Origin of the sequence: Aureibacter tunicatorum (assembly GCF_036492635.1) — a bacterium.
In the GTDB taxonomy this organism is placed as follows: Bacteria; Bacteroidota; Bacteroidia; order Cytophagales; family Cyclobacteriaceae; genus Aureibacter; species Aureibacter tunicatorum.
Window position 1 is genome coordinate 1,248,344 of the sequence record NZ_AP025305.1, and the last position, 20,928, is coordinate 1,269,271.

Annotated in this window: 17 protein-coding genes and 12 tRNA genes; 10 read left to right on the forward strand and 19 right to left on the reverse strand. The window is 38.6% G+C overall.

Going from position 1 to position 20,928, the window contains the following annotated elements:
- Nucleotides 1–24 precede the first annotated feature (24 nt).
- The 8 genes from AABK36_RS05340 to AABK36_RS05375 form a co-directional block, all read right to left on the reverse strand.
- Nucleotides 25–909, reverse strand: a complete 885-nt coding sequence (locus AABK36_RS05340) for a hypothetical protein (protein ID WP_309941943.1) — start codon at nt 907–909, stop codon at nt 25–27.
- 39 nt (nt 910–948) lie between these two features.
- A tRNA-Ile gene (locus AABK36_RS05345) sits at nt 949–1,022 on the reverse strand.
- Between the two features lie 29 nt (nt 1,023–1,051).
- A tRNA-Val gene (locus tag AABK36_RS05350) sits at nt 1,052–1,126 on the reverse strand.
- A 40-nt stretch (nt 1,127–1,166) separates the two neighbouring features.
- Nucleotides 1,167–1,240 (reverse strand) — tRNA-Ile (locus AABK36_RS05355).
- Between the two features lie 30 nt (nt 1,241–1,270).
- Nucleotides 1,271–1,345: transfer RNA gene (locus AABK36_RS05360), tRNA-Val, on the reverse strand.
- 39 nt (nt 1,346–1,384) lie between these two features.
- A tRNA-Ile gene (locus AABK36_RS05365) sits at nt 1,385–1,458 on the reverse strand.
- A gap of 30 nt (nt 1,459–1,488) precedes the next feature.
- A tRNA-Val gene (locus tag AABK36_RS05370) sits at nt 1,489–1,563 on the reverse strand.
- A 40-nt stretch (nt 1,564–1,603) separates the two neighbouring features.
- Nucleotides 1,604–1,677: transfer RNA gene (locus AABK36_RS05375), tRNA-Ile, on the reverse strand.
- A 233-nt stretch (nt 1,678–1,910) separates the two neighbouring features.
- Between AABK36_RS05375 and AABK36_RS05380 the strand changes: the two genes are divergently transcribed.
- Nucleotides 1,911–2,618 (forward strand): SIR2 family NAD-dependent protein deacylase, encoded by a 708-nt coding sequence (locus AABK36_RS05380; protein ID WP_309941944.1) that lies wholly within the window; start codon nt 1,911–1,913, stop codon nt 2,616–2,618.
- Between the two features lie 27 nt (nt 2,619–2,645).
- Here the strand turns inward: AABK36_RS05380 and AABK36_RS05385 are convergent.
- The 5 genes from AABK36_RS05385 to AABK36_RS05405 all read right to left on the reverse strand — a co-directional run bounded on the left by AABK36_RS05385 (nt 2,646) and on the right by AABK36_RS05405 (nt 3,191).
- Nucleotides 2,646–2,719: transfer RNA gene (locus tag AABK36_RS05385), tRNA-Met, on the reverse strand.
- Nucleotides 2,720–2,763: 44 nt separating this feature from the next.
- Nucleotides 2,764–2,837, reverse strand: a tRNA-Met gene (locus AABK36_RS05390).
- Between the two features lie 43 nt (nt 2,838–2,880).
- A tRNA-Met gene (locus tag AABK36_RS05395) sits at nt 2,881–2,954 on the reverse strand.
- A gap of 45 nt (nt 2,955–2,999) precedes the next feature.
- Nucleotides 3,000–3,073 (reverse strand) — tRNA-Met (locus AABK36_RS05400).
- A gap of 44 nt (nt 3,074–3,117) precedes the next feature.
- Nucleotides 3,118–3,191: transfer RNA gene (locus AABK36_RS05405), tRNA-Met, on the reverse strand.
- A gap of 244 nt (nt 3,192–3,435) precedes the next feature.
- Between AABK36_RS05405 and AABK36_RS05410 the strand changes: the two genes are divergently transcribed.
- From AABK36_RS05410 to bshB1, 7 genes are all read left to right on the forward strand, one after another.
- Nucleotides 3,436–5,100: an LptF/LptG family permease gene (locus AABK36_RS05410; RefSeq protein WP_309941946.1), complete on the forward strand. Its 1,665-nt coding sequence runs from the start codon at nt 3,436–3,438 to the stop codon at nt 5,098–5,100.
- 72 nt (nt 5,101–5,172) lie between these two features.
- The gene (rpsO, locus tag AABK36_RS05415) at nt 5,173–5,448 is read left to right on the forward strand and encodes a 30S ribosomal protein S15 (protein ID WP_309941947.1); all 276 of its coding nucleotides are present in this window, start codon (nt 5,173–5,175) and stop codon (nt 5,446–5,448) included.
- A gap of 155 nt (nt 5,449–5,603) precedes the next feature.
- The gene (gene pnp, locus AABK36_RS05420) at nt 5,604–7,811 is read left to right on the forward strand and encodes a polyribonucleotide nucleotidyltransferase (RefSeq protein WP_309941949.1); all 2,208 of its coding nucleotides are present in this window, start codon (nt 5,604–5,606) and stop codon (nt 7,809–7,811) included.
- Between the two features lie 210 nt (nt 7,812–8,021).
- Nucleotides 8,022–8,885: a sigma-70 family RNA polymerase sigma factor gene (locus AABK36_RS05425; protein WP_309941950.1), complete on the forward strand. Its 864-nt coding sequence runs from the start codon at nt 8,022–8,024 to the stop codon at nt 8,883–8,885.
- A gap of 204 nt (nt 8,886–9,089) precedes the next feature.
- A complete protein-coding gene (gene trxB, locus AABK36_RS05430) occupies nt 9,090–10,031 on the forward strand; it encodes a thioredoxin-disulfide reductase (protein WP_309941952.1) in 942 nt (313 codons plus the stop codon).
- Nucleotides 10,031–11,056 carry a peptidoglycan DD-metalloendopeptidase family protein gene (locus tag AABK36_RS05435; RefSeq protein WP_309941953.1) on the forward strand — a complete coding sequence of 342 codons (1,026 nt, stop codon included), beginning with the start codon at nt 10,031–10,033 and terminating at the stop codon, nt 11,054–11,056. The genes trxB and AABK36_RS05435 overlap by 1 nt, the downstream gene beginning before the upstream one ends.
- A 20-nt stretch (nt 11,057–11,076) precedes the next feature.
- Nucleotides 11,077–11,811: a bacillithiol biosynthesis deacetylase BshB1 gene (gene bshB1 / locus AABK36_RS05440; RefSeq protein ID WP_309941955.1), complete on the forward strand. Its 735-nt coding sequence runs from the start codon at nt 11,077–11,079 to the stop codon at nt 11,809–11,811.
- A 54-nt stretch (nt 11,812–11,865) separates the two neighbouring features.
- Here bshB1 and AABK36_RS05445 read toward each other — a convergent pair whose 3' ends face one another.
- From AABK36_RS05445 to AABK36_RS05460, 4 genes are all read right to left on the reverse strand, one after another.
- The gene (locus AABK36_RS05445; RefSeq protein ID WP_309941956.1) at nt 11,866–13,155 is read right to left on the reverse strand and encodes an NCS2 family permease; all 1,290 of its coding nucleotides are present in this window, start codon (nt 13,153–13,155) and stop codon (nt 11,866–11,868) included.
- A 14-nt stretch (nt 13,156–13,169) separates the two neighbouring features.
- Nucleotides 13,170–13,853 carry a DUF5020 family protein gene (locus AABK36_RS05450; RefSeq protein WP_309941958.1) on the reverse strand — a complete coding sequence of 228 codons (684 nt, stop codon included), beginning with the start codon at nt 13,851–13,853 and terminating at the stop codon, nt 13,170–13,172.
- Between the two features lie 407 nt (nt 13,854–14,260).
- Nucleotides 14,261–15,295, reverse strand: a complete 1,035-nt coding sequence (hemE, locus tag AABK36_RS05455; protein ID WP_309941961.1) for a uroporphyrinogen decarboxylase — start codon at nt 15,293–15,295, stop codon at nt 14,261–14,263.
- Nucleotides 15,296–15,303: 8 nt separating this feature from the next.
- Complete coding sequence (locus AABK36_RS05460; protein ID WP_309941964.1) at nt 15,304–15,999, reverse strand: head GIN domain-containing protein; 696 nt, start codon at nt 15,997–15,999, stop codon at nt 15,304–15,306.
- Nucleotides 16,000–16,292: 293 nt separating this feature from the next.
- Between AABK36_RS05460 and ffh the strand changes: the two genes are divergently transcribed.
- Nucleotides 16,293–17,624, forward strand: coding sequence for a signal recognition particle protein (gene ffh, locus AABK36_RS05465; RefSeq protein ID WP_309941966.1), 1,332 nt, complete (start codon nt 16,293–16,295; stop codon nt 17,622–17,624).
- Nucleotides 17,625–17,743: 119 nt separating this feature from the next.
- Nucleotides 17,744–19,783, forward strand: coding sequence for a hypothetical protein (locus AABK36_RS05470; RefSeq protein WP_309941969.1), 2,040 nt, complete (start codon nt 17,744–17,746; stop codon nt 19,781–19,783).
- Between the two features lie 5 nt (nt 19,784–19,788).
- On the opposite strand, the gene AABK36_RS05475 is transcribed toward AABK36_RS05470, so the two are convergent.
- Together AABK36_RS05475 and AABK36_RS05480 are read right to left on the reverse strand one after the other, a co-directional pair.
- A complete protein-coding gene (locus AABK36_RS05475) occupies nt 19,789–20,289 on the reverse strand; it encodes a hypothetical protein (protein ID WP_309941970.1) in 501 nt (166 codons plus the stop codon).
- Between the two features lie 137 nt (nt 20,290–20,426).
- The gene (locus AABK36_RS05480) at nt 20,427–20,711 is read right to left on the reverse strand and encodes a hypothetical protein (protein ID WP_309941972.1); all 285 of its coding nucleotides are present in this window, start codon (nt 20,709–20,711) and stop codon (nt 20,427–20,429) included.
- Nucleotides 20,712–20,928 lie beyond the last annotated feature (217 nt).

Sequence of the window (20,928 nt, forward strand, 5' to 3'; positions counted from 1 at the left end):
TTTTATTCGATAGGGTGTTGGCTATTATTTATTTTGAATAATTTCTGTAAATCCTTTCTCTAAATGTTTTAAGTCAATAGAAAATTCTCCTTTAGCGTGTTGATTAAGCCAGCCGTAAAGCTTTATAGTTTGTTTTTTTAGCTTATTGGATTTATTGGAAATATCTCCAAGGCACGATTCGTATAAGAGTTCTTTTTTATTAACTATATCGAAATCGTGATTCAATTCAAGCCACATTAGTTTTGATTCAACACCGCAGGCGCAATAGCCTTCACTATAGCAAGTCCCTTGAGAATAAAAACTATAATTAATCAGGATATATGATTTGTTTTCCAATTGTTTTTCAGCAAGTATGCTATATTCGAATGGGGCTTTGTTGTCCGGAAGACCTACGATGACATTGGAGTTTTCCCGACTTATGTTGAACGTGAATCGGCAAGTTCTTTTTGCGGAAGGTTGAAGAGGCTTCATGCTAAGAAAGTCCTGTTTTTGCGAGTACAAATACTTCCATTTACCAAACAGTTCCTCACCTTCGAAGTACCCTTTGAAAATCGCTATCACGTTCAAATTCTCATCCATTTGACTTAAATAAATCGCATTTGATTCGAGCTTGCCATAGACTTTTAGCTTTTTGCTGTTATTATCGAAAGAATAATGTCCAATCACTTCTTGTTCATGAATGTTCAATATCATGCTTGCTTGCTCATCATCAATTTCTCCGCTAAGCTGGAGGATTGGGCAATTTTGGGAAACAGAAAGCTGAGTGTCTTGAGCGTAGGTATTGAGTATTGAAAATGAAAACAACAAGTAAACTGTTGTTAGAATAATCTGAAATAATGAGGCTTGCATATCAAATGGTTTCAATTCGCTGAATTTATGAAAATCAAGCAAAAAAATCAATGAATGCATAGAAATGAAAAAAGCTATCGGAGTAGATAGCTTTGATTGTGGACCCAACAGGGCTCGAACCTGTGACCCTCTGATTATGAGTCAGATGCTCTAACCAACTGAGCTATGGGTCCTTTCTTCACAAGGAAGATGTATTTTATAGTGGGCCCTACTGGATTCGAACCAGTGACCCCCTGCTTGTAAGGCAGGTGCTCTGAACCAACTGAGCTAAGAGCCCGAATAAATTCGGGAGCAAAGTAAATTGCTTTTAATTAATGTGGACCCAACAGGGCTCGAACCTGTGACCCTCTGATTATGAGTCAGATGCTCTAACCAACTGAGCTATGGGTCCTTTCTTCACAAGGAAGATATGTTTTAATAGTGGGCCCTACTGGATTCGAACCAGTGACCCCCTGCTTGTAAGGCAGGTGCTCTGAACCAACTGAGCTAAGAGCCCGAATAATTCGGAAGCAAAGTGAATTGCTTTTAGTTAATGTGGACCCAACAGGGCTCGAACCTGTGACCCTCTGATTATGAGTCAGATGCTCTAACCAACTGAGCTATGGGTCCTTTCTTCACAAGGAAGATATGTTTTAATAGTGGGCCCTACTGGATTCGAACCAGTGACCCCCTGCTTGTAAGGCAGGTGCTCTGAACCAACTGAGCTAAGAGCCCGAATAAATTCGGAAGCAAAGTGAATTGCTTTTAATTAATGTGGACCCAACAGGGCTCGAACCTGTGACCCTCTGATTATGAGTCAGATGCTCTAACCAACTGAGCTATGGGTCCTAAAACAAGCTAGAAGCTTATTTCCCTCGTTTGGGGATGCAATATTAGGGAATACTTTTCAAATCCACAAATAGAAAATCATTCATATTAAAAAAAATATTTTGGAATTAATGACTATTAGACTTGGGGTGCATTGAACCTTATTGAAGGTTTTAAGTGTTGCAACTTATTGCTCAATGGTTTAACTTCATGAAGAGAGTGTGTAATAGGGAGAAAAGTAAATGTGAAAAATAATGAATGACAAGCAGGCAAGAAAAAAAATGGTAGTGCTTACTGGTGCGGGAGTAAGCGCCGAAAGCGGACTGAGAACTTTTAGAGATTCAGGAGGTTTGTGGGAAGGTTATGATGTCATGAAGGTGGCTAGCATTGAGGGGTGGCATGAAGACCAGGAATTGGTTTTGTCATTTTATAATCAAAGGAGAAAAGACGCATTGAAGTCTGAGCCCAATCAAGCTCATAAGATTTTGAAAGAGTTGGAGGCTTATTTTGATTTAAAGATTGTAACTCAAAATGTGGATAATTTGCATGAAAAAGCAGGTAGTTCTCACGTATTGCATTTGCATGGCTCTTTGTTTGAAGCTAAAAGCTCTAAAGATGAAAGCTTGATTTATCCCATGGAGGGAGATATTCATTTGGGAGATCAATGTGAAAAAGGAAGTCAGTTGAGGCCTAATATTGTTTGGTTTGGCGAAGCTGTGCCGATGATGGATAAGGCAATCGAAGAAGTTTTGGACGCTGACATCTTTTTGATTTTAGGAACTTCCTTGGCTGTTTATCCCGCGGCGAGTTTGATTGAGTATGTCAATGACAATGCGGAATTGTTCCTAGTAGATCCTGTTATGCCGGATAAAGAATTGCCGAGACATATGAAGTTTGTTCAGAATGTCGCAACCAAAGGCATGATTGAAGTTAAAAAACTGTTGTTGGAAGAATTGGATTAGATAAGAATGAGTGCCTTGTGTGAAGAGTGGCGAGAACGAGAGTTGAACTCGTGACCTCCGGGTTATGAATCCGACGCTCTAACCAACTGAGCTACCTCGCCGATGATATTTTGAATTAAAGACTCTATGAATCTTTGTTAAAGAGTGGCGAGAACGAGAGTTGAACTCGTGACCTCCGGGTTATGAATCCGACGCTCTAACCAACTGAGCTACCTCGCCAATAATATTTTGGATGAAGATTATGTGAATCTTTGTTAAAGAGTGGCGAGAACGAGAGTTGAACTCGTGACCTCCGGGTTATGAATCCGACGCTCTAACCAACTGAGCTACCTCGCCGATAATATTTTGAATTAAAGATTCTGTTAATCTTGTGTTAAAGAGTGGCGAGAACGAGAGTTGAACTCGTGACCTCCGGGTTATGAATCCGACGCTCTAACCAACTGAGCTACCTCGCCAATAATATTTTGAATTAAAGATTTTGTTAATCTTTGTTAAAGAGTGGCGAGAACGAGAGTTGAACTCGTGACCTCCGGGTTATGAATCCGACGCTCTAACCAACTGAGCTACCTCGCCAAAACGGACTGCAAATATAATTGGATGCTTTGCTTAAAAGCAAGTCTTTTGATGTATTATTTTGCCGTTTTCAAACATATGAAGCTTAAGGGCTTGATTTATAGAAACAAATAAATTTTTATTATTGAACAAAACTGGGCCAACTTATATTCTGCATAGAGATGAACTTTGATCTTTGTAAGTAAACATATTTATTCTTTAATTTACAGATTGGTGTGCGACGTGTGTTTGTTACTGAATTTGTATGAAAAAACTCGATAAACTAATATATCAATCTTTTTTAGGGCCTTTTCTATTGACCTTGGTTGTGGTGATCTTCATCTTATTGATGCAATTATTGTTGCGTTATTTTGATGATTTGGTAGGAAAAGATCTTGGAGTAGGCGTGTTGGTTGAACTATTCTTTTATTTAGCAGTCTATTTATCGCCGCAGGCTTTTCCATTGGCCGTATTGCTGGCCTCTTTGATAACCTTCGGTAATCTTGGAGAGCATTTTGAATTGACTGCGATCAAGGCTTCAGGGATTTCGTTGCTCAGAGCTTTGCAGCCGATTTTCTTTTTCGCAATCTTTTTGACGGGAATGGCTTTCTATTTCAATAGTTTTATAGTCCCCAAGGCCAATGCCAAAGCATTTAGGTTACTCTGGGATGTGAAGCAAAAGAAAGCAGCTATGCAGTTGCCTGAAGGGTCGTTTTATAGGGATTTGCCGGGGTTTCAGATTAAGGCTAATAAGAAGTTTCCCGATGGCAGGTTAAGAGAGGTGATTATTTACGATCATTCGGACAATGATGGGAATACGGCTCAAATTTTAGCGGATTCTGGGAAAATGTATACTATCATGGAAGGAGCTTATTTGGTAATGGAGCTTTATTCTGGGAATAGATACGCAGAGTCAACAACATCAACCGGAGGCACAAGAAGGCCAAGGAATATCATAGAGCCTTATGAAAGGAATGATTTCGATTCTATGAAAATGGTATTTAGTTTGTCTTCTTTTGAGATGGGAGAGACAGATGAAAGTTTATTTCAAGGACAAAGAATGACGAAGACCTTGCCGGAACTGTTGACCGCTTTGGACTCTATGAGTCTTGATCTTGATAATGTCAAGTATGAGTTTTACCAAGATTTGCCTTCGTATTTTTCGTTTCACTTGAGAGAAGGAATCAAGGTGCCTGAGAATATCAAGGTTAATGTTAAGAAAAGAGATTCGATATTGAACGCGCTCCATCAAAAGGAGCAAGAGGAGTTGGATAAGCAACAAGTTGCTAAAAATGAAACTGAAAAAGAAAAAGCTATTGATAGTTTGGACGTCTTAAATGAAGAGGTGGCCGAATCTCAAGAGGAGAAGGATTCTTTGACAGAAGAGCTTGTGGCGTATAGCGTGTCAACTGATACGACAGACTATATAGCCAAATTAGATTCAGCCGCAGCAGTCTCTGGCAGGGAAAGCGCGATGATAAAAGCTGCTCAAGGCAAGGTCAGGGGAGCGAAGACAAGACTTCAAGTGAAGGCTGATCGAATAGAAAACATGCAAAAGAATATTTACAAGTTTGAAATCGCTAAGGCTAAGAAATATTCTGAAGCGTTCGCTTGTCTGATTATGTTTCTGATAGGTGCGCCGCTTGGGTCGATTATCAAAAAAGGAGGGCTTGGAATGCCTGTATTGATTTCCATTGCATTTTTTATTGTTTATTATGTAGTGAATGTGACGGGAGACAAATGGGCGAAAGAGGGAATTATTTCTTCGGAGCTGGGTCTATGGTTGGCTAATATTTTGCTGTTGCCTATAGGGTTGTTCTTTTTACGACAAGCGAAAAACGACGCCAGGATATTCGAAGTTGATTATTATAAAGTTGCTGTTGCAAAGCTGAAAAAGAGGTTTGGAGGCAAGAAGATTGCAACAAAATAAATTGCTAGTAATAATAAATTACGTATCTTTGCGTCTTGAAATAAGTTTTATTAACATTTATTTAAGCTAATCATGTATTTAACGAAAGAGAAAAAAACTGAAATTTTCGAGAATCATGGTCGGTTGAAGTCTACATCTGATACCGGTTCTCCAGAGTCTCAAATTGCTTTGTTCACGTTTAGAATTAATCACTTGACTGAGCACTTGAAGCAAAACAAAAAAGATCACTCGACTCGTCTTGGTCTTTTGAAATTGGTAGGTAAAAGAAGAAGACTTTTGGATTACTTGATGAAAAATGATATCGAGAGATATAGAGCAATTATTGCTGAACTAGGAATCAGAAAGTAATTTTATCGAGATAGCAGAGGGGATTCAGACGGGTTCCCTCTTTTACTGTTTTAATGGGAGGGTGTGTTTTTGGACTTATGTGGTGATCATCTTCTCTATCCGTCTATTTTAAAAATAAAGAAAATATATACTTTAGATATTTTTATTCTAATTCTATGTCACTTAACGTTTTTACGAAGAATATAAATTTGCCTGATGGTCGTGAAATCACGATCGAAACAGGTAAGCTTGCGAAGCAGGCTGATGGATCTGTAGTGGTTCGAATGGGAGATACAATGCTTTTAGCTACTGTTGTTTCCAGCAAAGACGCTATGGATGGTATCGATTTTTTGCCGCTTTCGGTTGATTATCAAGAAAAATTCGCTTCAGCAGGTCGTATCCCTGGAGGTTTCTTGAAAAGAGAAGGAAGATTGTCTGATTTTGAAGTGTTGGTTTCAAGATTAGTGGATAGAGCGATCAGACCATTGTTCCCAAGCGATTATCATGCGGATACACAGGTGATGATTCAGTTGATCTCAGCTGATAAGGACGCGCTTCCTGATCAATTGGCTGCTTTGGCCGCTTCCGCTGCTTTGACGATTTCTGATATTCCATTCAATGGGCCGATTTCTGAAGTTAGAGTAGTAAGACATGAGAATGAATATTTGGTAAACCCTACACCTGAGCAACTTGATAACGCTGACATAGATTTGATCGTAGCTGCTACTATGGAGAATATCCTTATGGTAGAAGGTGAGATGGATGAAGTTTCTGAGTCTGAAATGCTTGAGGCAATGAAAGTTGCGCATGATGCGATTAGAACTCAATGTCAAGCTCAGTTGGAACTGGCTTCTGAAATGGGAGTTGGCGAAAAGAGAGAGTATTGTCATGAAGACAGCGATGAGGAATTAAGAAAAGAATTGTTTGAAAAGTTGTATGCGCGTGTTTATGCGATTTTCGAACAACATATTACGAATAAAAACGAAAGAAAGCAGACGATCAAGGCTGTCAAAGAAGCATATTTAGCTGAATTGGCGGAAGATCATGAAGTTGATTTGTCTTTGGTGGATAAGTATTTCAATGAAATTGAAAAGAAAGCCGCTAGAGAATATGTTCTGGATACAAATATTAGAATTGACGGAAGAAAGCCGAATGAAGTAAGACCTGTTTGGTGTGAAGTGGATTACTTGCCAACACCTCATGGTTCTGCAGTGTTCACAAGAGGCGAGACTCAGTCATTGTGTACTGTTACTTTAGGAACTAAGCTTGATGAGCAAATCATCGACAGAGCTATGGTGAATGATGTTAGCAGATTTTTATTGCACTACAATTTCCCAGGTTTCTCAACAGGGGAAGTGAGACCAAATAGAGGTCCGGGTCGTAGAGAAGTAGGACATGGAAACTTGGCTTTGAGAGCTTTGAAGCAAGTGTTGCCTCCAAAAGATGAAAACCCTTATACAATAAGAATCGTTTCAGATATACTTGAGTCTAATGGATCTTCGTCCATGGCTACAGTTTGTGGTGGTACTTTGGCGTTGATGGATGCGGGTATTGCTATCAAAAGACCTGTTTCAGGTATTGCTATGGGAATGATTTCGGATAGCGAGACAGGAAGATACGCGATTTTGTCTGATATCTTGGGTGATGAGGATCACTTGGGAGATATGGACTTTAAAGTTACAGGTACTGAAAAGGGAATCACTGCTTGCCAAATGGATATCAAGGTGGATGGACTTTCTTATGAAGTTCTTGAAACTGCATTGATGCAAGCTAACGAAGGTAGAAACCATATATTAGGCGAAATGCTTAAGGTAATGCCAGAGACTAGAGAAGACTTTAAACCTAATGCGCCTAGAACTTGTTCTCTATACATCCATAAAGATACTATCGGAGCATTGATAGGACCTGGAGGTAAAGTTGTTCAGGAGATTCAAGCTGAGACAAACACTACTATCGTTATCGAAGAAGTGGATGGTAAAGGTTTGGTGAATATCTTCGCTTCTAATCAAGATGACATGGACAAGGCTGTGACTTGGGTTAAGAACATCGTTGCTATGCCTGAGGTTGGAGAGGTTTATGAAGCTAAAGTGAAATCTATCATGCCTTTCGGTGCTTTCGTTGAGTTCTTGCCTAACAAAGAAGGTTTGTTGCATATCTCTGAGATTAAGAGAGAGCGTCTTGAAAATATGGATGGTGTCTTGGAAGTTGGTGAAATGATAAAGGTTAAGCTGATTGACATTGACAAGAAAACAGGCAAGTTCAAGCTTTCAAGAAAAGTTTTATTGCCTAAGCCAGAGAGAAGTGGGAACGGAAAGTCTGAAGAGGGTGGCAATCAAGAAAGACGTTCTGGTGGTAAAGGAAGACCGCCAAGAAGGAACGCTTAATTCCCCAAAGGTTTAAAAAAAACCGAAAGCCAAAAATAAATCATATAATTTTTGGCTTTTCGGGTCGTTTATCATATAGTGTGGTTTGGAAAGCTGTTTTGCTTTTTATCTCCATGCTTTTTTGATTTGAGTATATGAGCATGATGCAAAATTATTAGTTTATTAATTTTTGTATTCTTAACTTGTATTTAATTAACAAAGAAATTTCGAATGAGACAGCTCAAGATTAGTAAGCAAATTACCAATAGAGAAAGCCAATCCTTGGACAAGTACTTGCAAGAGATCGGAAAAGTTGATCTTTTGACTCCGGACGAGGAGGTAGAACTTGCAAAGAGGATTAGAGAAGGTGATCAAATTGCGTTGGAAAAATTGACGAAAGCGAACTTAAGATTCGTAGTGTCAGTGGCAAAGCAATATCAGAATCAAGGGCTTTCTTTGGGGGATTTGATTAACGAGGGGAATCTTGGATTGATCAAAGCCGCGCAAAGATTTGACGAAACGAGGGGGTTTAAGTTTATTTCATATGCAGTGTGGTGGATTCGTCAGTCGATTCTTCAAGCGTTGGCAGAGCAGTCAAGAATAGTTCGTTTACCTCTTAACAGAGTTGGTTCTTTGAATAAGATTTCAAAAACATTCTCTGACTTGGAGCAAAAATATGAAAGAGAGCCTTCGCCGGATGAATTGGCGGAAGTTTTGGATGTCAGCACAGCGGAAGTAGTTGATACTATGAAGATTTCCGGTAGGCATGTATCCATGGATGCTCCTTTTGTCCAAGGAGAAGAGAATAGTCTTTTGGACGTTTTGGAAAACGATTCGGAAGAAAAGCCTGATTCTGAGTTGATGAACGACTCGTTGAGAAGAGAAGTGCAAAGAGCGCTTTCGACATTGACAAAAAGAGAGGCTGATGTGATTACATTATACTTTGGCTTGAATGGAGAGCATGCGATGACTTTGGAAGAGATTGGCGAGAAATTCAATCTTACCAGAGAGCGTGTAAGACAAATTAAAGAAAAAGCTATTCGTAGATTAAGACATACTTCAAGAAGCAAAGCTTTAAAGCCTTATTTGGGATAAAATTTTACGTTTTGGATATAATAAGGGTCTCTTTTAATCAGGAGACCTTTTTTTGTAATGTGTTAAATCGTATTAAAATCGATGCAGCATTTGAGAGATTTAGTAACTATCATCGAAGCGATTGCGTAAGGTGAAGTTGGAAATGTCGTCTGTATTGAAAAATTACTTATTTTTGTGTAATAGAAAAATAGAAGAATAAAAGTTATGAACAGAGAAGAAGTCGAAGTTTTGATCTTAGGATCAGGTCCGGCAGGATATACTGCAGCAATATATGCGTCTAGAGCTGGCTTGAAACCGGTATTGTATCAAGGTTCTCAACCAGGAGGCCAATTGACGATTACTAATGATGTAGAAAACTTCCCTGGTTATCCTGAAGGCATTAATGGCCCTCAGATGATGATGGATCTTGAGCAACAAGCAAAAAGATTCGATGCGGATATCCGTATTGGTTTAGCTACTGCTGTTGATTTTTCTTCTTACCCTCACGTAGTTACGATTGATGAAGAAAAAGAAATTTCAGCTAAAACTGTTATTATATCCACTGGTGCTTCTGCGAAGTGGTTGGGCTTGCCTTCTGAAGATAAGTACAATGGTCAAGGAGTTTCTGCTTGCGCTGTTTGTGACGGATTTTTCTATAGAGGACAAGATGTAGCTGTTGTTGGTGCTGGAGATACTGCTTGTGAAGAAGCTGCATATCTTTCAAAGATTTGCAACAAAGTTTATATGATCGTAAGAAGAGATGAAATGAGAGCTTCTAAGATTATGCAAAGTAGAGTTGAGAACGCTGAAAACATTGAGATCCTTTGGAATACGGAAACAGAGGAAATTCTAGGAGACGAAAACGGTGTGAATAAAGCTAGACTTGTGAACAATGTTACCAAAGAGGTTTCTGAAATTGATGTTACAGGATTCTTCGTAGCTATTGGACATAAGCCGAATACCGATATTTTTGCTGACTACCTTGAGATGGATGACGCGGGTTATATTGTAACTAAGCCTGATTCAAGCAAGACAAATGTAGAAGGCGTTTTTGCCGCTGGCGATGCTCAAGATAAAATCTATCGTCAGGCTGTGACTGCTGCTGGAACTGGATGTATGGCGGCATTGGATGCGGAGAGGTTTTTGGCAGCTAAAGAATTGGTGTAATGGTTGATGGAGTTGGAATTCGTTTTTTGTTTTTTATACTCCTTCTAGCGGGTGTCACTCCTGCCTATTCGCAGAAAAAGAAGAAATTCTGGGATATATTTAAAAAGAAAGATAATAAAGCTGAACAGACTTATATTGAGTCTGATTCAGCTTTTATTGATTTTGACGAGGGCGAATTTGATTTGGCCTATGACTCCAGTCTTCAAATGATGGTCAAGGATCATTTTATGGAGTTGGAAGATATTACCGAGACGAGCGCTGAAGAGGAAAAGGTATTGGTGGAGGTATCCGAACAGTTGAAGATTGATGATGTATGGGTGAATTCATTTCAGTATTATTCCATTTGGAATGAATGGAGTGTTGATCCTTATCATATGGATTTGAAGAATTTCTCTGATACATTGAGGTTGCCTTTGTATGACTCCAAAAAAGGGGAGCACTGGGCTTATCCTATGAAGCCTTCCAAAGTCACTTCTGATTTTGGAATGAGAAATTATCAATGGCATTATGGCATTGATTTGAGACTGAATACAGGGGATCCTATATACGCAGCTTTCGATGGAATCGTTAGGATGGCCAGATATAATCGCGGAGGCTATGGTTATTATGTTGTCTTGAGACATAAAAATGGCTTGGAAACTATTTATGCCCATTTGTCGAAATATGTGGTGAAAATAGGACAAGAAGTGAAAGCTGGTGAAATGATCGGTAAAGGAGGGAGTACTGGAAGAAGTACAGGTCCGCATTTGCACTTTGAGGTTAGGTATAATGGAATTGCCATAGATCCTAATGCCTTGTTTAACTTTGAAGACTACGTATTGCTTCGTGATAAAATGGTCATTACGCCTGAGACTTTTGCTTATATGAAGGAGATCAGGAAAGTAGTGCACCATAGGATAAGGTCCGGCGATACGCTTTCACGCATTTCAAGAAGATACTCTACGTCTATAAGCAAGATTTGTAAATTAAATGGTATTAGTCGAAATACTATATTGCGTGTTGGGCGTAAATTAAGGGTGAGATAAAAATCTATCCAGCATATATAATGGAGACGAAATTAGATATATTAGTAATCGCAGCGCATCCTGATGATGCTGAGTTAATGTGTTCAGGAACTATAGCGAAGCATGTTGCGCAAGGGCATAAAGTAGGCGTCCTTGATTTGACTAGAGGTGAGTTGGGAACGAGAGGGACTATTCATACTCGAAGAGAAGAGGCGGAGAACTCAGCTAAGATACTTGGGTTGAGTGTGAGAGAAAATGCTGAATTTGAAGATGGGTTCTTCGTTAATGACAAGCAACATCAGTTGGAATTAATAAAATTCATTAGAAAGTTTCAGCCAGATATGGTGATTTGCAATCCTAATGAGGATAGGCATCCAGATCATGGAAGAGCGGCTAAACTTGTGATTGACTCATGTTTTTTGTCTGGGTTAAGAAAAGTTGAGACGATCGATAGAGGAGTGGAGCAAAAAGAATGGAGGCCTAAGCATATCTATCAATTTATTCAAAATGATTATATCCAGCCTGACTTTGTCGTGGATATTACTGAATATTGGGAACTTAAGCTAGCTTCGATTAGAGCGTTTTCCACACAGTTTTTTACTGGAGGAAATGATTTGGAAGATGAACCCGAGACATTTATTTCCAATCCTGGTTTTATGGAGTTTATAGAAGCAAGAGCTAAGGAGTATGGCCATCAAATTGGTGTAAAATACGGAGAAGGTTTTACTACAGTCAAAAGAACAATCGGAGTTGATTTATTGACTGATTTGATTTAGATAATATAAAACAGAAAAAGGGGGGCTCAATTTTTTGAAAGCCCCTTTTTCTGTTTACAAGTATAAATTTAGAAGCGAGATTCCTGCAATGAATAGCATCATTGGGTTTATCTCTTTATGTTTTCCCGAGCATACTTTGATGATGACATAGCTTAAGAACCCAAAACTTATTCCAGTGCTTATACTGTATGTTAATGGCATCAAGAAAATAGTTAAAAATGCTGGCAGACTTTCAGATACATCTTTGTAATTTATTTTTGCGACATTTTTAAACATTAGCATTCCGATATATACAAGAGCCGGTGCTGTGGCAAATGAAGGGACGGATTTTATAATAGGAGCGAAAAAAAGAGCTACTAGAAATAGCAAGCCAGTAAAAATTGACGCAAGTCCTGTTCTGGCTCCTGCAGATATGCCGGAGGCTGATTCAATGAATGTGGTGGTAGTGCTGGTTCCAATCAAAGCCCCGATAATAGTAGCGATAGCATCAGATTCTAATATTTTTCCGACTTTTTCTATCTTGCCATTTTTGTCAACCATTTCTGCCTCGTATGAGCAAGCGACTGCTGTTCCTATTGAATCAAATAAGTCGACAAACATGAATGAGAAGATCGCGCTGATCAGTGATAGGCTTAGGGCGTTCATAATATCGAGTTTGAGGAATATCGGGGTGATGCTTGGAGGTAGGCTTACGAATGATTCAGGCATCAAGACTTCTTTTGTTAAAAGACCTCCGATAAAAGTGAATAATATTCCATAAAGAATTCCTCCTTTGACTTTAGATGACTCTAATAGGGCTGTGATTAAAAGTCCTGTGATCCCAAGAATGGCAGGCTTTGTAAATGCGCCAAGGCTTACAAGAGTAGTCTCCGAACTTATAATAAGCTCCATGTTTTTAAAGCCTATAAATGCAATGAAAAGACCTATTCCTGCAGCTACGGCAAGTCTAAGTGAAAGCGGAATAGCGCTAATGATTTTTTCTCTTACTCCAAGAAGTGTTAAGGCAAGAAAAAATACGCCTGAAAGAAATACAACGCCTAAGGCTGTTTCCCAACTAATGTGTTCTCCCTTGACTAATGTGTAGGTAAAGAAAGCGTTCAATCCCATTCCGGGAGCCATAGCAAAAGGAACATTAGCCCAAATTGCGACTATCAAAGTTCCGATAAATGCTGCGAGGCAAGTGGCTGTAATTAAAGCGTTTTTATCCATTCCAGATTCGCTTAGAATATCAGGGTTGACAAAAATAATATAGGCCATAGTCAGGAATGTGGTTAGACCTCCTATGGCTTCTTTTTTTGTCGTTGTTTGGTGTTTTTTAAGTTTAAATATTTTATCGAGCATCATAAATCATTCTTAAGTTATTGCCATCTATATCTTAAAGCCACTGTTGGCATGACTTCTATATCTCCGTCATAAGTGAAGAAATTTTTGCTGATTTCGACTTCTCCGCCGATATCAAAATTATCTATTACTTCATACCAGAGCTGAGGCTCTGTTAAAAATGTAATCTGTTTGCCTGTTCCTTCAAATTCATCACTAGTCCAGATATCCAGAAAGCCTGTGAAGTGGAGTTTGTTGTTGAAGAATTTTTTATGCCATACCATGGTGAATTGTCCGTCAAGCCTGCCTTCGAAAGGTATTCTGGCTAAATAGTTTGTAGTGAAGATCCAGCCTTTGAAACCAAAATCATAACCAATTCCGGTAAGCGCCGCTGGAGTGATAAAGTTGGCTGTGCCGTCATTGTATTCAATATGAAAGTTGAAATTTTTAAACTTGCCGGGAAGTGTGAATTTTCTTGCGATTTCCCAGTATGCGAATGACATGCCACCTCCTTCTTTGGCGAAGTCCATGTCTGCAAAAAAGAATGTGGAGCCCAGTTTATCAGGTTTGAACATTTCTGTTGTTACAGTAAAGTAATTTCGGTCCTTGTTAATGTCTCCGTCATTTGCTCGGCCATAATCATAATGCAATTGAATATTTTGCGAATATGATAAAGTCGACAATACGAAAACCGCACTGAAAAAAAGTAGAGCTTTTTTCATTAATTTCTATTTTAAATGAACAAATGTTTGTGCGATCTCGCTAGAGGTGAATTGGAGATTTATGATCTAGTGAAAAAGGTGTATTTTATTTCACTGAATTTTAAGTTTTAAAACAAGCGCTCAGTGATGAGGTCACTCATTTCAAAAGGTTTATTTATTCTTCCCACATAACAACTTCACACTTTTCGAAGGGCTCGATCTGAAACCTTGAAATCTGATCGATTCGAAAATATTTGCAAAAATAGATATAATATTGCTTGGTTTGATGTTTTTTTGACTTAATTTCTAGAGTTGATTGGAAAACGATTGCGGTAGACTATTGAGTGGGGGCAAGTAGAGTTTAAAAAATAAAAAAGCTTGCCTTTATTATTAAAAACAAGCTTTGAGTTAAGAACTTTTAAAGGAAATTATCTTTGTGAATATTCTTTTACGGTGTCAATAAAACATTTGACTTTATCCGGCTTTAAGTCAGGGTAAAGTCCGTGTCCAAGATTAGCGATATGCTTGTCTTTTCCAAAAGCATCTAACATTTTCTTTGTCTCGCTTTTTATATCATCGAAGCTTCCATATAGCGCGCATGGATCAAGGTTTCCTTGTAATACTTTTTCATTTCCGATTAGACTTCTGGATTCTGCCACATCCATATTCCAGTCTAAGCCGATAGTGTTGCAATTCAATTTACCTAAATCTTCTCTTACGAAGTAAGCGCCCTTTGCAAATACTGTTACTGGAACTTTTTGATCAATGGCGTCGCAGATTTTGCTGATATAAGGCAAAGCGAAAGTTCTGTATTGCTCTGGAGAAAGAATTCCAGCCCATGAATCAAATAGTTGAAGCATGTCTGCTCCAGCTTCGACTTGAGCGTTTAAGTAATCGATTGTGCTTTGCGTTATCATTTCCAGAAGTTGGTGGGATAATTCTGGATCTGTATAAAGCATTTTTTTGGCTACTGAAAAAGTTTTGCTTCCAGCGCCTTCCACCATATAGGAGAAGATTGTCCAAGGTGCTCCAGCGAAGCCTATCAGAGGAACTCTGTCGTTTAATTCTTTTTTTGTGATTTTGATAGCTTCCAATACATAGCCCAAGTCTGAATGAACATCAGCTTTTCTCACTTGCTTCAGGTCTTCAGCTGATCTTACAGTTTTTGGAAAGTATGGACCTTTCTTTTCCACCATTTCGTATGCCAGTCCCATTGCTTCAGGAATCACAAGAATATCTGAAAAGATAATCGCGGCATCGACACCTAGTATGTCTACAGGTTGTATCGTAACTTCGGCTGCTAATTCAGGCGTTTGAGCTAACTCTATGAATCCACTTACACTATTTCTCACAGCTCTGTATTCGGGCAATACTCTGCCTGCTTGTCTCATTAGCCATACGGGAGTTCTTTCTGTTTTTTCTCCTCTGGCAGTCCTTAGGATAAGGTCATTTTGTAATGTCATGCTATATTTTATTGTCTTTCTTCTACTTTGCCTCCGAGAGAATTGCTGTAGTCCAGCACTTTCGGATCTCCGGAGTAATGAATGCTCGCTCCTGTCGAAGCTTTTGCCTCAAGTTTGTCCGTAGCATTGATTTCGATATTTCCTCCAGTGTTGGCTTTGACAAACGCTTCGCTCACTTTCAAGTCATAAGCATCGATGCTTCCGCCTGCGCTGGAATTGCCTTGCATGTTTTGTGCATGGCCTCGAAGGATGATAGTTCCTCCGCTATTTGTTGACACATCCAAGTAGCTAACTTCCAAAGGCAGCTCCATGTTGCCGTTTGTGTCCGCTTCAAGCTTGATGCTTTCAATTTCAATAGCACTATCTGCTTTCACTAAAGCTGAACTTCCAGATCTAATGTGTCTGATTTGCTCATAGTACACCGTTATGACTACTCGAATGTTTTTGTAAATCTTAGTTTTTAGCTTAAGCCTTAATTCATCATTATGAACTTCAGAAATAATGTCTGTGCTTGATATATTGCTGGCTTCAATATTTAATTTTTTTGAATCTCCTTTTTTTAGGATGACTTCTATGTTGCCTGAAGCGTTCACTTTAGTGAATGAGCCGACGGATCTGCTGATGTTTGTTTGCCCATAACTAAGTCCTGTGCTCAAGATTAAGGCAAAAAATAAGAATAAGCCTAAATTCGCTTGATTTTTCATAGAAAGTTCATTTGAAGTGATTTAGTATGTTAATCATCAACAATATTACAAAAAAAGCACCTTTTCTCTAGCTTGATAATTTATTATCTCTATAAAAATGTTAAGGCTAGTGTTTCGTATAGCTTTTAAAGCTCCAATTTTTGACTATGATTATAGCATAGCGACGATTATTTTTACAAAAATTTGATTAACTTTACGAGCCATTTTATCCGAGCCCTTCCAAATGTTGAAAATTTTCGTTAATGGGGAAATCGGAATGGAATTTATGTTTCGCATGAAATTACTCTGAAAATATGTTCGAAAATTTAACGCAGAAATTAGATAAAGCCTTTAAGAACCTGAAAGGTCAAGGCAGCATCACTGAGATAAACGTAGCTAGTACTGTAAAAGAAATTCGTAGAGCTTTGATAGACGCCGATGTTAACTACAAGGTGGCTAAAGAAGTTACTGATAAGATCAAAAATGAGGCGATAGGCCAAGATGTTTTGATTTCCGTTTCGCCAGGACAGCTTTTGGTTAAGATTACTAGTGACGAGCTGACTGCGCTTATGGGGGAAAAAGCTGTTCCTTTGAGCACAGACGGAAGCCCGGCGATTATCTTGATTTCAGGTCTTCAAGGTTCTGGTAAGACAACTTTTTCAGGTAAGTTAGCCCAATTCATCAAAAAGCAAGGCAAGGATGTGTTGTTGACAGCTTGCGATATTTACCGTCCTGCGGCGATTGACCAGTTGAAGGTGTTGGGAGAGCAGGTAGGCGTGGATGTATATGCTGAGCCGGAAAATAAAAACGCTCTTGAAATTGCCAATAATGCGCTTGATTATGCGAAGAAGAATGGCAAAAAGGTAGTTATCGTCGATACGGCGGGACGTTTGGCTGTTGATGAGCAAATGATGAATGAGATTGAGGGCTTGAAGAAAGGACTTAATCCGACAGAAACATTGTTTGTCGTGGATTCCATGACGGGGCAAGATGCCGTTAATACAGCTAAGACTTTTAATGAAAGATTGGATTTCGACGGAGTTGTATTGACGAAGTTGGATGGTGATACTCGTGGTGGAGCTGCTTTGTCTATTCGTACGGTTGTGGATAAGCCAATCAAGTTTATCTCTTATGGTGAGAAAATGGACGCGCTAGATGTCTTCCACCCTGATCGTATGAGTCAACGTATCTTGGGTATGGGTGATGTTATTTCCCTAGTGGAAAGAGCTCAGCAGACCTTTGATGAAGATGAAGCGAAGAGAATTAACAAGAAGATACGCAAGAACCAGTTTAGCTTCGATGATTTCTTGTCTCAGTTGCAGCAAATCAAGAAAATGGGTAATATCAAAGACTTGATAGGAATGTTGCCTGGCGCTGGTAAGTTGATGAAAGATATTGATATTGACGATGATGCATTCAAGCCTATTGAAGCAATCATTTTGTCAATGACTAAGGATGAAAGAGAGAATCCTGAAATCATTAATGGTTCGAGAAGAAGAAGGATCGCTAATGGTAGTGGTACATCTATTCAGGACGTTAACAAGTTGTTGAAGCAATTCAATGATATGAGAAAGTTGATGAAGACTATGAATAAATTTTCTGGTTCGAGAAGAGGTTTGCCAAACATGAACATGTTTAAGAAATAATAATAAATCTTTTAAAGAAAGAGATGAAAGCCCGGCATATGCCGGGCTTTTTTGTTATAGCATGACTAACATTTAGCAAGAAGAGAATGTTAAAGTTGATATAAGTCTATTTTTTTGAGGTGAAAGTTTATCAAGCAAAGGCAAAGTCCAAAATTAAAAGAGCTCAGTCAGAAGGATTTGCCAAGTCCCCTGAAGGTTTTATTCCAAACTTAGTAGGTGATTCGCTTTCGGTTCGTAATTTTTTCAAGCCGCTTCAATGTCTATTTACCAAGAAACAAATACAGGAACATATGGCCATGAAATGTGGCTTTAAAAGACAAAAACCGGATGAGTATCTTGTGGTTGAAAATCAAGAAGAAGGCGATGAGCAGCTCGTGCATGAATTCTTATTTTCTATTTCAGAGAAAGAAAAACTTAAGCCGACGACTCTTGATGGGGAAAAGAGGTTTGGTAAAATGAAGCAAATGGATCATTTTAAAAGAGTATTTAAACTGCTTGATGCTTATCACGCTACTGAAAAGGTGGAGTTTGGCGATGAAGATGAGTCGGCTATAGTTGATGCTATGATTAGGGTTGAGAATGCATCCAGGGTTTTTGAGCATCAGGATAACTTATTTTATAGACAGAAAGCGATAATGGAAGATCCGTTAAGCTTTAGAGGTAGGAACTTTACGGACAAACATAGAGAAGTGGCGATTACTACTCTTGCTAATAATGCTGCGTGGCCTTTGAGAAGGGAAGAGGCTTTGATGTTCGATGAGTTGGTTGAGGAGGAAATAGCTCATATTTGGAGGAAAGCCAAAGTCAAGTGCAAAGATAGGAAATGGCTGAATGCGGTGGAGCATTTTAGAACGGAGGAAGCAATGATTCATTCAGAAATGGAAAGCTTGGCAACAGTTGAACCGAAAAGCGAAGAGGATGAAATGAGGATGGAGCAATTGAGTGAATTGGAAAAAGCTTTGCATAATAAGTTTCCTGAAGTTGATAAGGTGAAGCTTTATAATTATTGCATAAATCATCCAGAAGAAAGTGGTATTTCACCTGATGCAAGAATGTTGTTGGAGAATTGTGTCAAACGTTATTTTTTGAGTGATGGCGAAAAAGAAAAATACGTTCGAATGACTTCAAAGCCACCTAAGGAATGGTGTCGAGCAAGCGATGAGTTGGAGGAAGCAAAACTGGAAGTGTCTAAACTGAAGAGATATAAAGAGTTGATGTGTTTTGATGACAAAGGTGAGCAGTTGATGGAAAATGGCAAGCCAGTTTTGAAACGCGTAAGTTTAGCTAGTGAGGAGTTTGTCTTGCATGAGCAAATGAGGATATTGGATGCTTTGGAACATATTGTTTACAATTGGTTTAAAAGGAACTTGGTCATTGACTTGCAGGATGAAGAGGTTAGCATACTGCTTGATTTGCTAAGGGATGTGCAAAAAGAGCATATTGGAGTAGTGGAAAAAATTTCAGCTTATGGAGTGCCCATTTGGTTGCCGGATGCAGGGAAAATGAAAGATGCTGATTTCAAAGAGATTCAAAAGTTTTGGAGAAATTTAAGTGAAGGTAAAACAAATTTGGTATACGGCAAATCGATAAGCGATAAAGGAGAATCGTTTGCAAATGGGTTTAGAATGCATGTGAATGCTATGCATGCAAGGTTGCTGACAAGGCCTGAAGGTCGAAAATTATTGCAAAATGTTGCTCATGGTAGCTTTTTGGAACGAGATTTTTCCAGCTCAAAGAGTAAATTTCAATCAGTGCCTAATGTAGTTGTGCTTGAGAATGGAGATTCAATGCCAAGAGTGCAAGGTGGAGAAGTGCCGCTATTGTTTCTACATCCTTTTTTCAATGATGCGGAAGACTTTTGCTTTGAAGAGCGCAGGCATGGCTTTTTATACCTTGATAAGAGTCTTTGCCATATTTTGACACCGGGCTTTATTCATTATGCTTCAGCATTGGAGTGGGCGCATAGATATCAATCTACAGCAAAACCGCTGACTAAACCTCATGCTTCATTAGGAGAAGTCTATTGTTTTCAAGACATGGATAGATATAGGCAGAGATCCAAAGCGAGAGTCTCTCCCGCATTGGAAAATAGATTTTTTGTATTAGAATGGAGCCGTTCTTTGAGAAAAGAGCATGGGCTGCCTGAGTTTCAGTCTTAGAGCGCTTAGAAATTCAAAGGCTCTTTGTTAAGTATTGCCATGCCTTCTTCAACGTTTAGCTTAAGTTCTCTAGCAGTTCTGTGAGGCGAAGGGTTGTTGATGGAGCAAACAATAAGATTGACTACGTAAAGTGCAGTGTATAGCGGATGGCCGGTAATTATGAATGCAATAGTTATTGTAATGCCGCTTAATAGAAAGAATAAGAATTTAAGGACTGTGCTATTGAACAGGCTGGTCATTTTTTCTTTAAGACTATCTTCTTTTACAGCACTGCTCAGTTGTTTTTTGTAAAGGAATATTCCCAAAGTTGCCAATGTTGCTGATATGCCTATTGTCAGATAAGAAATCGTTTTGGAGTTTTCAATGAATGGCGTTAGAAGACTACTTTCGTAGTTTAGATAGAAGTATAGGAAAAGACCCATTGGCAGTCCTATAGTAGCATAGACAAATATGTTAAGTTTGTCGAGGAATTCTTTGCTAGAATTGAATTTTGGATTCAAACGCATTTTGATTCGTTGTTTATGTATGGTTGTGTGCGAAATTAACGTCCAAATAACGTAATTTATTCAAAATTATGACGAATCAAAGGTGATTTAAATTAAGCGAAAAGTTGATTTTCGCTTAATTTTATGAATTTCATGTGCTAAGCAGCAAGCTTCATAGATTTGATTTCATTTACTGGTCCGAAAGACTCTGATTTCAAAACTTGATCGCCTTTTAATACCTGAATTTCAACAGGAATTAGCTTTTTAGCTCTTGTAGCCTCTACTGCTTTTTGGAAGTACGCATAAGCTTCATCATCAGCGCCTTTGCCGAAGTCAACAACTTTGTCTGAGCTTGATACTGATCCTGGTACTACCATGTAGAATTTTGTTACTACCTTGTATCTTTTTGCGAAAGGGTTTAGGCTTGCAAAGAACTTTTTCATAGAGTAATTATATTTTTTTGTTTGATTCAAAGGGTGAATGAAGAGTAATTTATTTAATTTAAATCTTTTAAACAAAGAATTGTCATTTTTTTTGCTGATTTAAATCAGTTAAATCTTGAGTGATTTGTTGTGAAATTACATGAGTAAGGTATGAGCGGAATAAAGACTGAATTCTTTCCAAAAGGCAATTTTGTTGAAAGCTTCTTGTCCTTTATCA

What these genes read in the sequence shown, in the direction of transcription:
- AABK36_RS05340 (WP_309941943.1), bottom strand. Translation starts at nt 909, where the DNA reads ATGCATTCATTGATTTTTTTGCTTGATTTTCATAAATTCAGCGAATTG.
- AABK36_RS05380 (WP_309941944.1), top strand. Translation starts at nt 1,911, where the DNA reads ATGAATGACAAGCAGGCAAGAAAAAAAATGGTAGTGCTTACTGGTGCG.
- AABK36_RS05410 (WP_309941946.1), top strand. Translation starts at nt 3,436, where the DNA reads ATGAAAAAACTCGATAAACTAATATATCAATCTTTTTTAGGGCCTTTT.
- rpsO (WP_309941947.1), top strand. Translation starts at nt 5,173, where the DNA reads ATGTATTTAACGAAAGAGAAAAAAACTGAAATTTTCGAGAATCATGGT.
- pnp (WP_309941949.1), top strand. Translation starts at nt 5,604, where the DNA reads ATGTCACTTAACGTTTTTACGAAGAATATAAATTTGCCTGATGGTCGT.
- AABK36_RS05425 (WP_309941950.1), top strand. Translation starts at nt 8,022, where the DNA reads ATGAGACAGCTCAAGATTAGTAAGCAAATTACCAATAGAGAAAGCCAA.
- trxB (WP_309941952.1), top strand. Translation starts at nt 9,090, where the DNA reads ATGAACAGAGAAGAAGTCGAAGTTTTGATCTTAGGATCAGGTCCGGCA.
- AABK36_RS05435 (WP_309941953.1), top strand. Translation starts at nt 10,031, where the DNA reads ATGGTTGATGGAGTTGGAATTCGTTTTTTGTTTTTTATACTCCTTCTA.
- bshB1 (WP_309941955.1), top strand. Translation starts at nt 11,077, where the DNA reads ATGGAGACGAAATTAGATATATTAGTAATCGCAGCGCATCCTGATGAT.
- AABK36_RS05445 (WP_309941956.1), bottom strand. Translation starts at nt 13,155, where the DNA reads ATGATGCTCGATAAAATATTTAAACTTAAAAAACACCAAACAACGACA.
- AABK36_RS05450 (WP_309941958.1), bottom strand. Translation starts at nt 13,853, where the DNA reads ATGAAAAAAGCTCTACTTTTTTTCAGTGCGGTTTTCGTATTGTCGACT.
- hemE (WP_309941961.1), bottom strand. Translation starts at nt 15,295, where the DNA reads ATGACATTACAAAATGACCTTATCCTAAGGACTGCCAGAGGAGAAAAA.
- AABK36_RS05460 (WP_309941964.1), bottom strand. Translation starts at nt 15,999, where the DNA reads ATGAAAAATCAAGCGAATTTAGGCTTATTCTTATTTTTTGCCTTAATC.
- ffh (WP_309941966.1), top strand. Translation starts at nt 16,293, where the DNA reads ATGTTCGAAAATTTAACGCAGAAATTAGATAAAGCCTTTAAGAACCTG.
- AABK36_RS05475 (WP_309941970.1), bottom strand. Translation starts at nt 20,289, where the DNA reads ATGCGTTTGAATCCAAAATTCAATTCTAGCAAAGAATTCCTCGACAAA.
- AABK36_RS05480 (WP_309941972.1), bottom strand. Translation starts at nt 20,711, where the DNA reads ATGAAAAAGTTCTTTGCAAGCCTAAACCCTTTCGCAAAAAGATACAAG.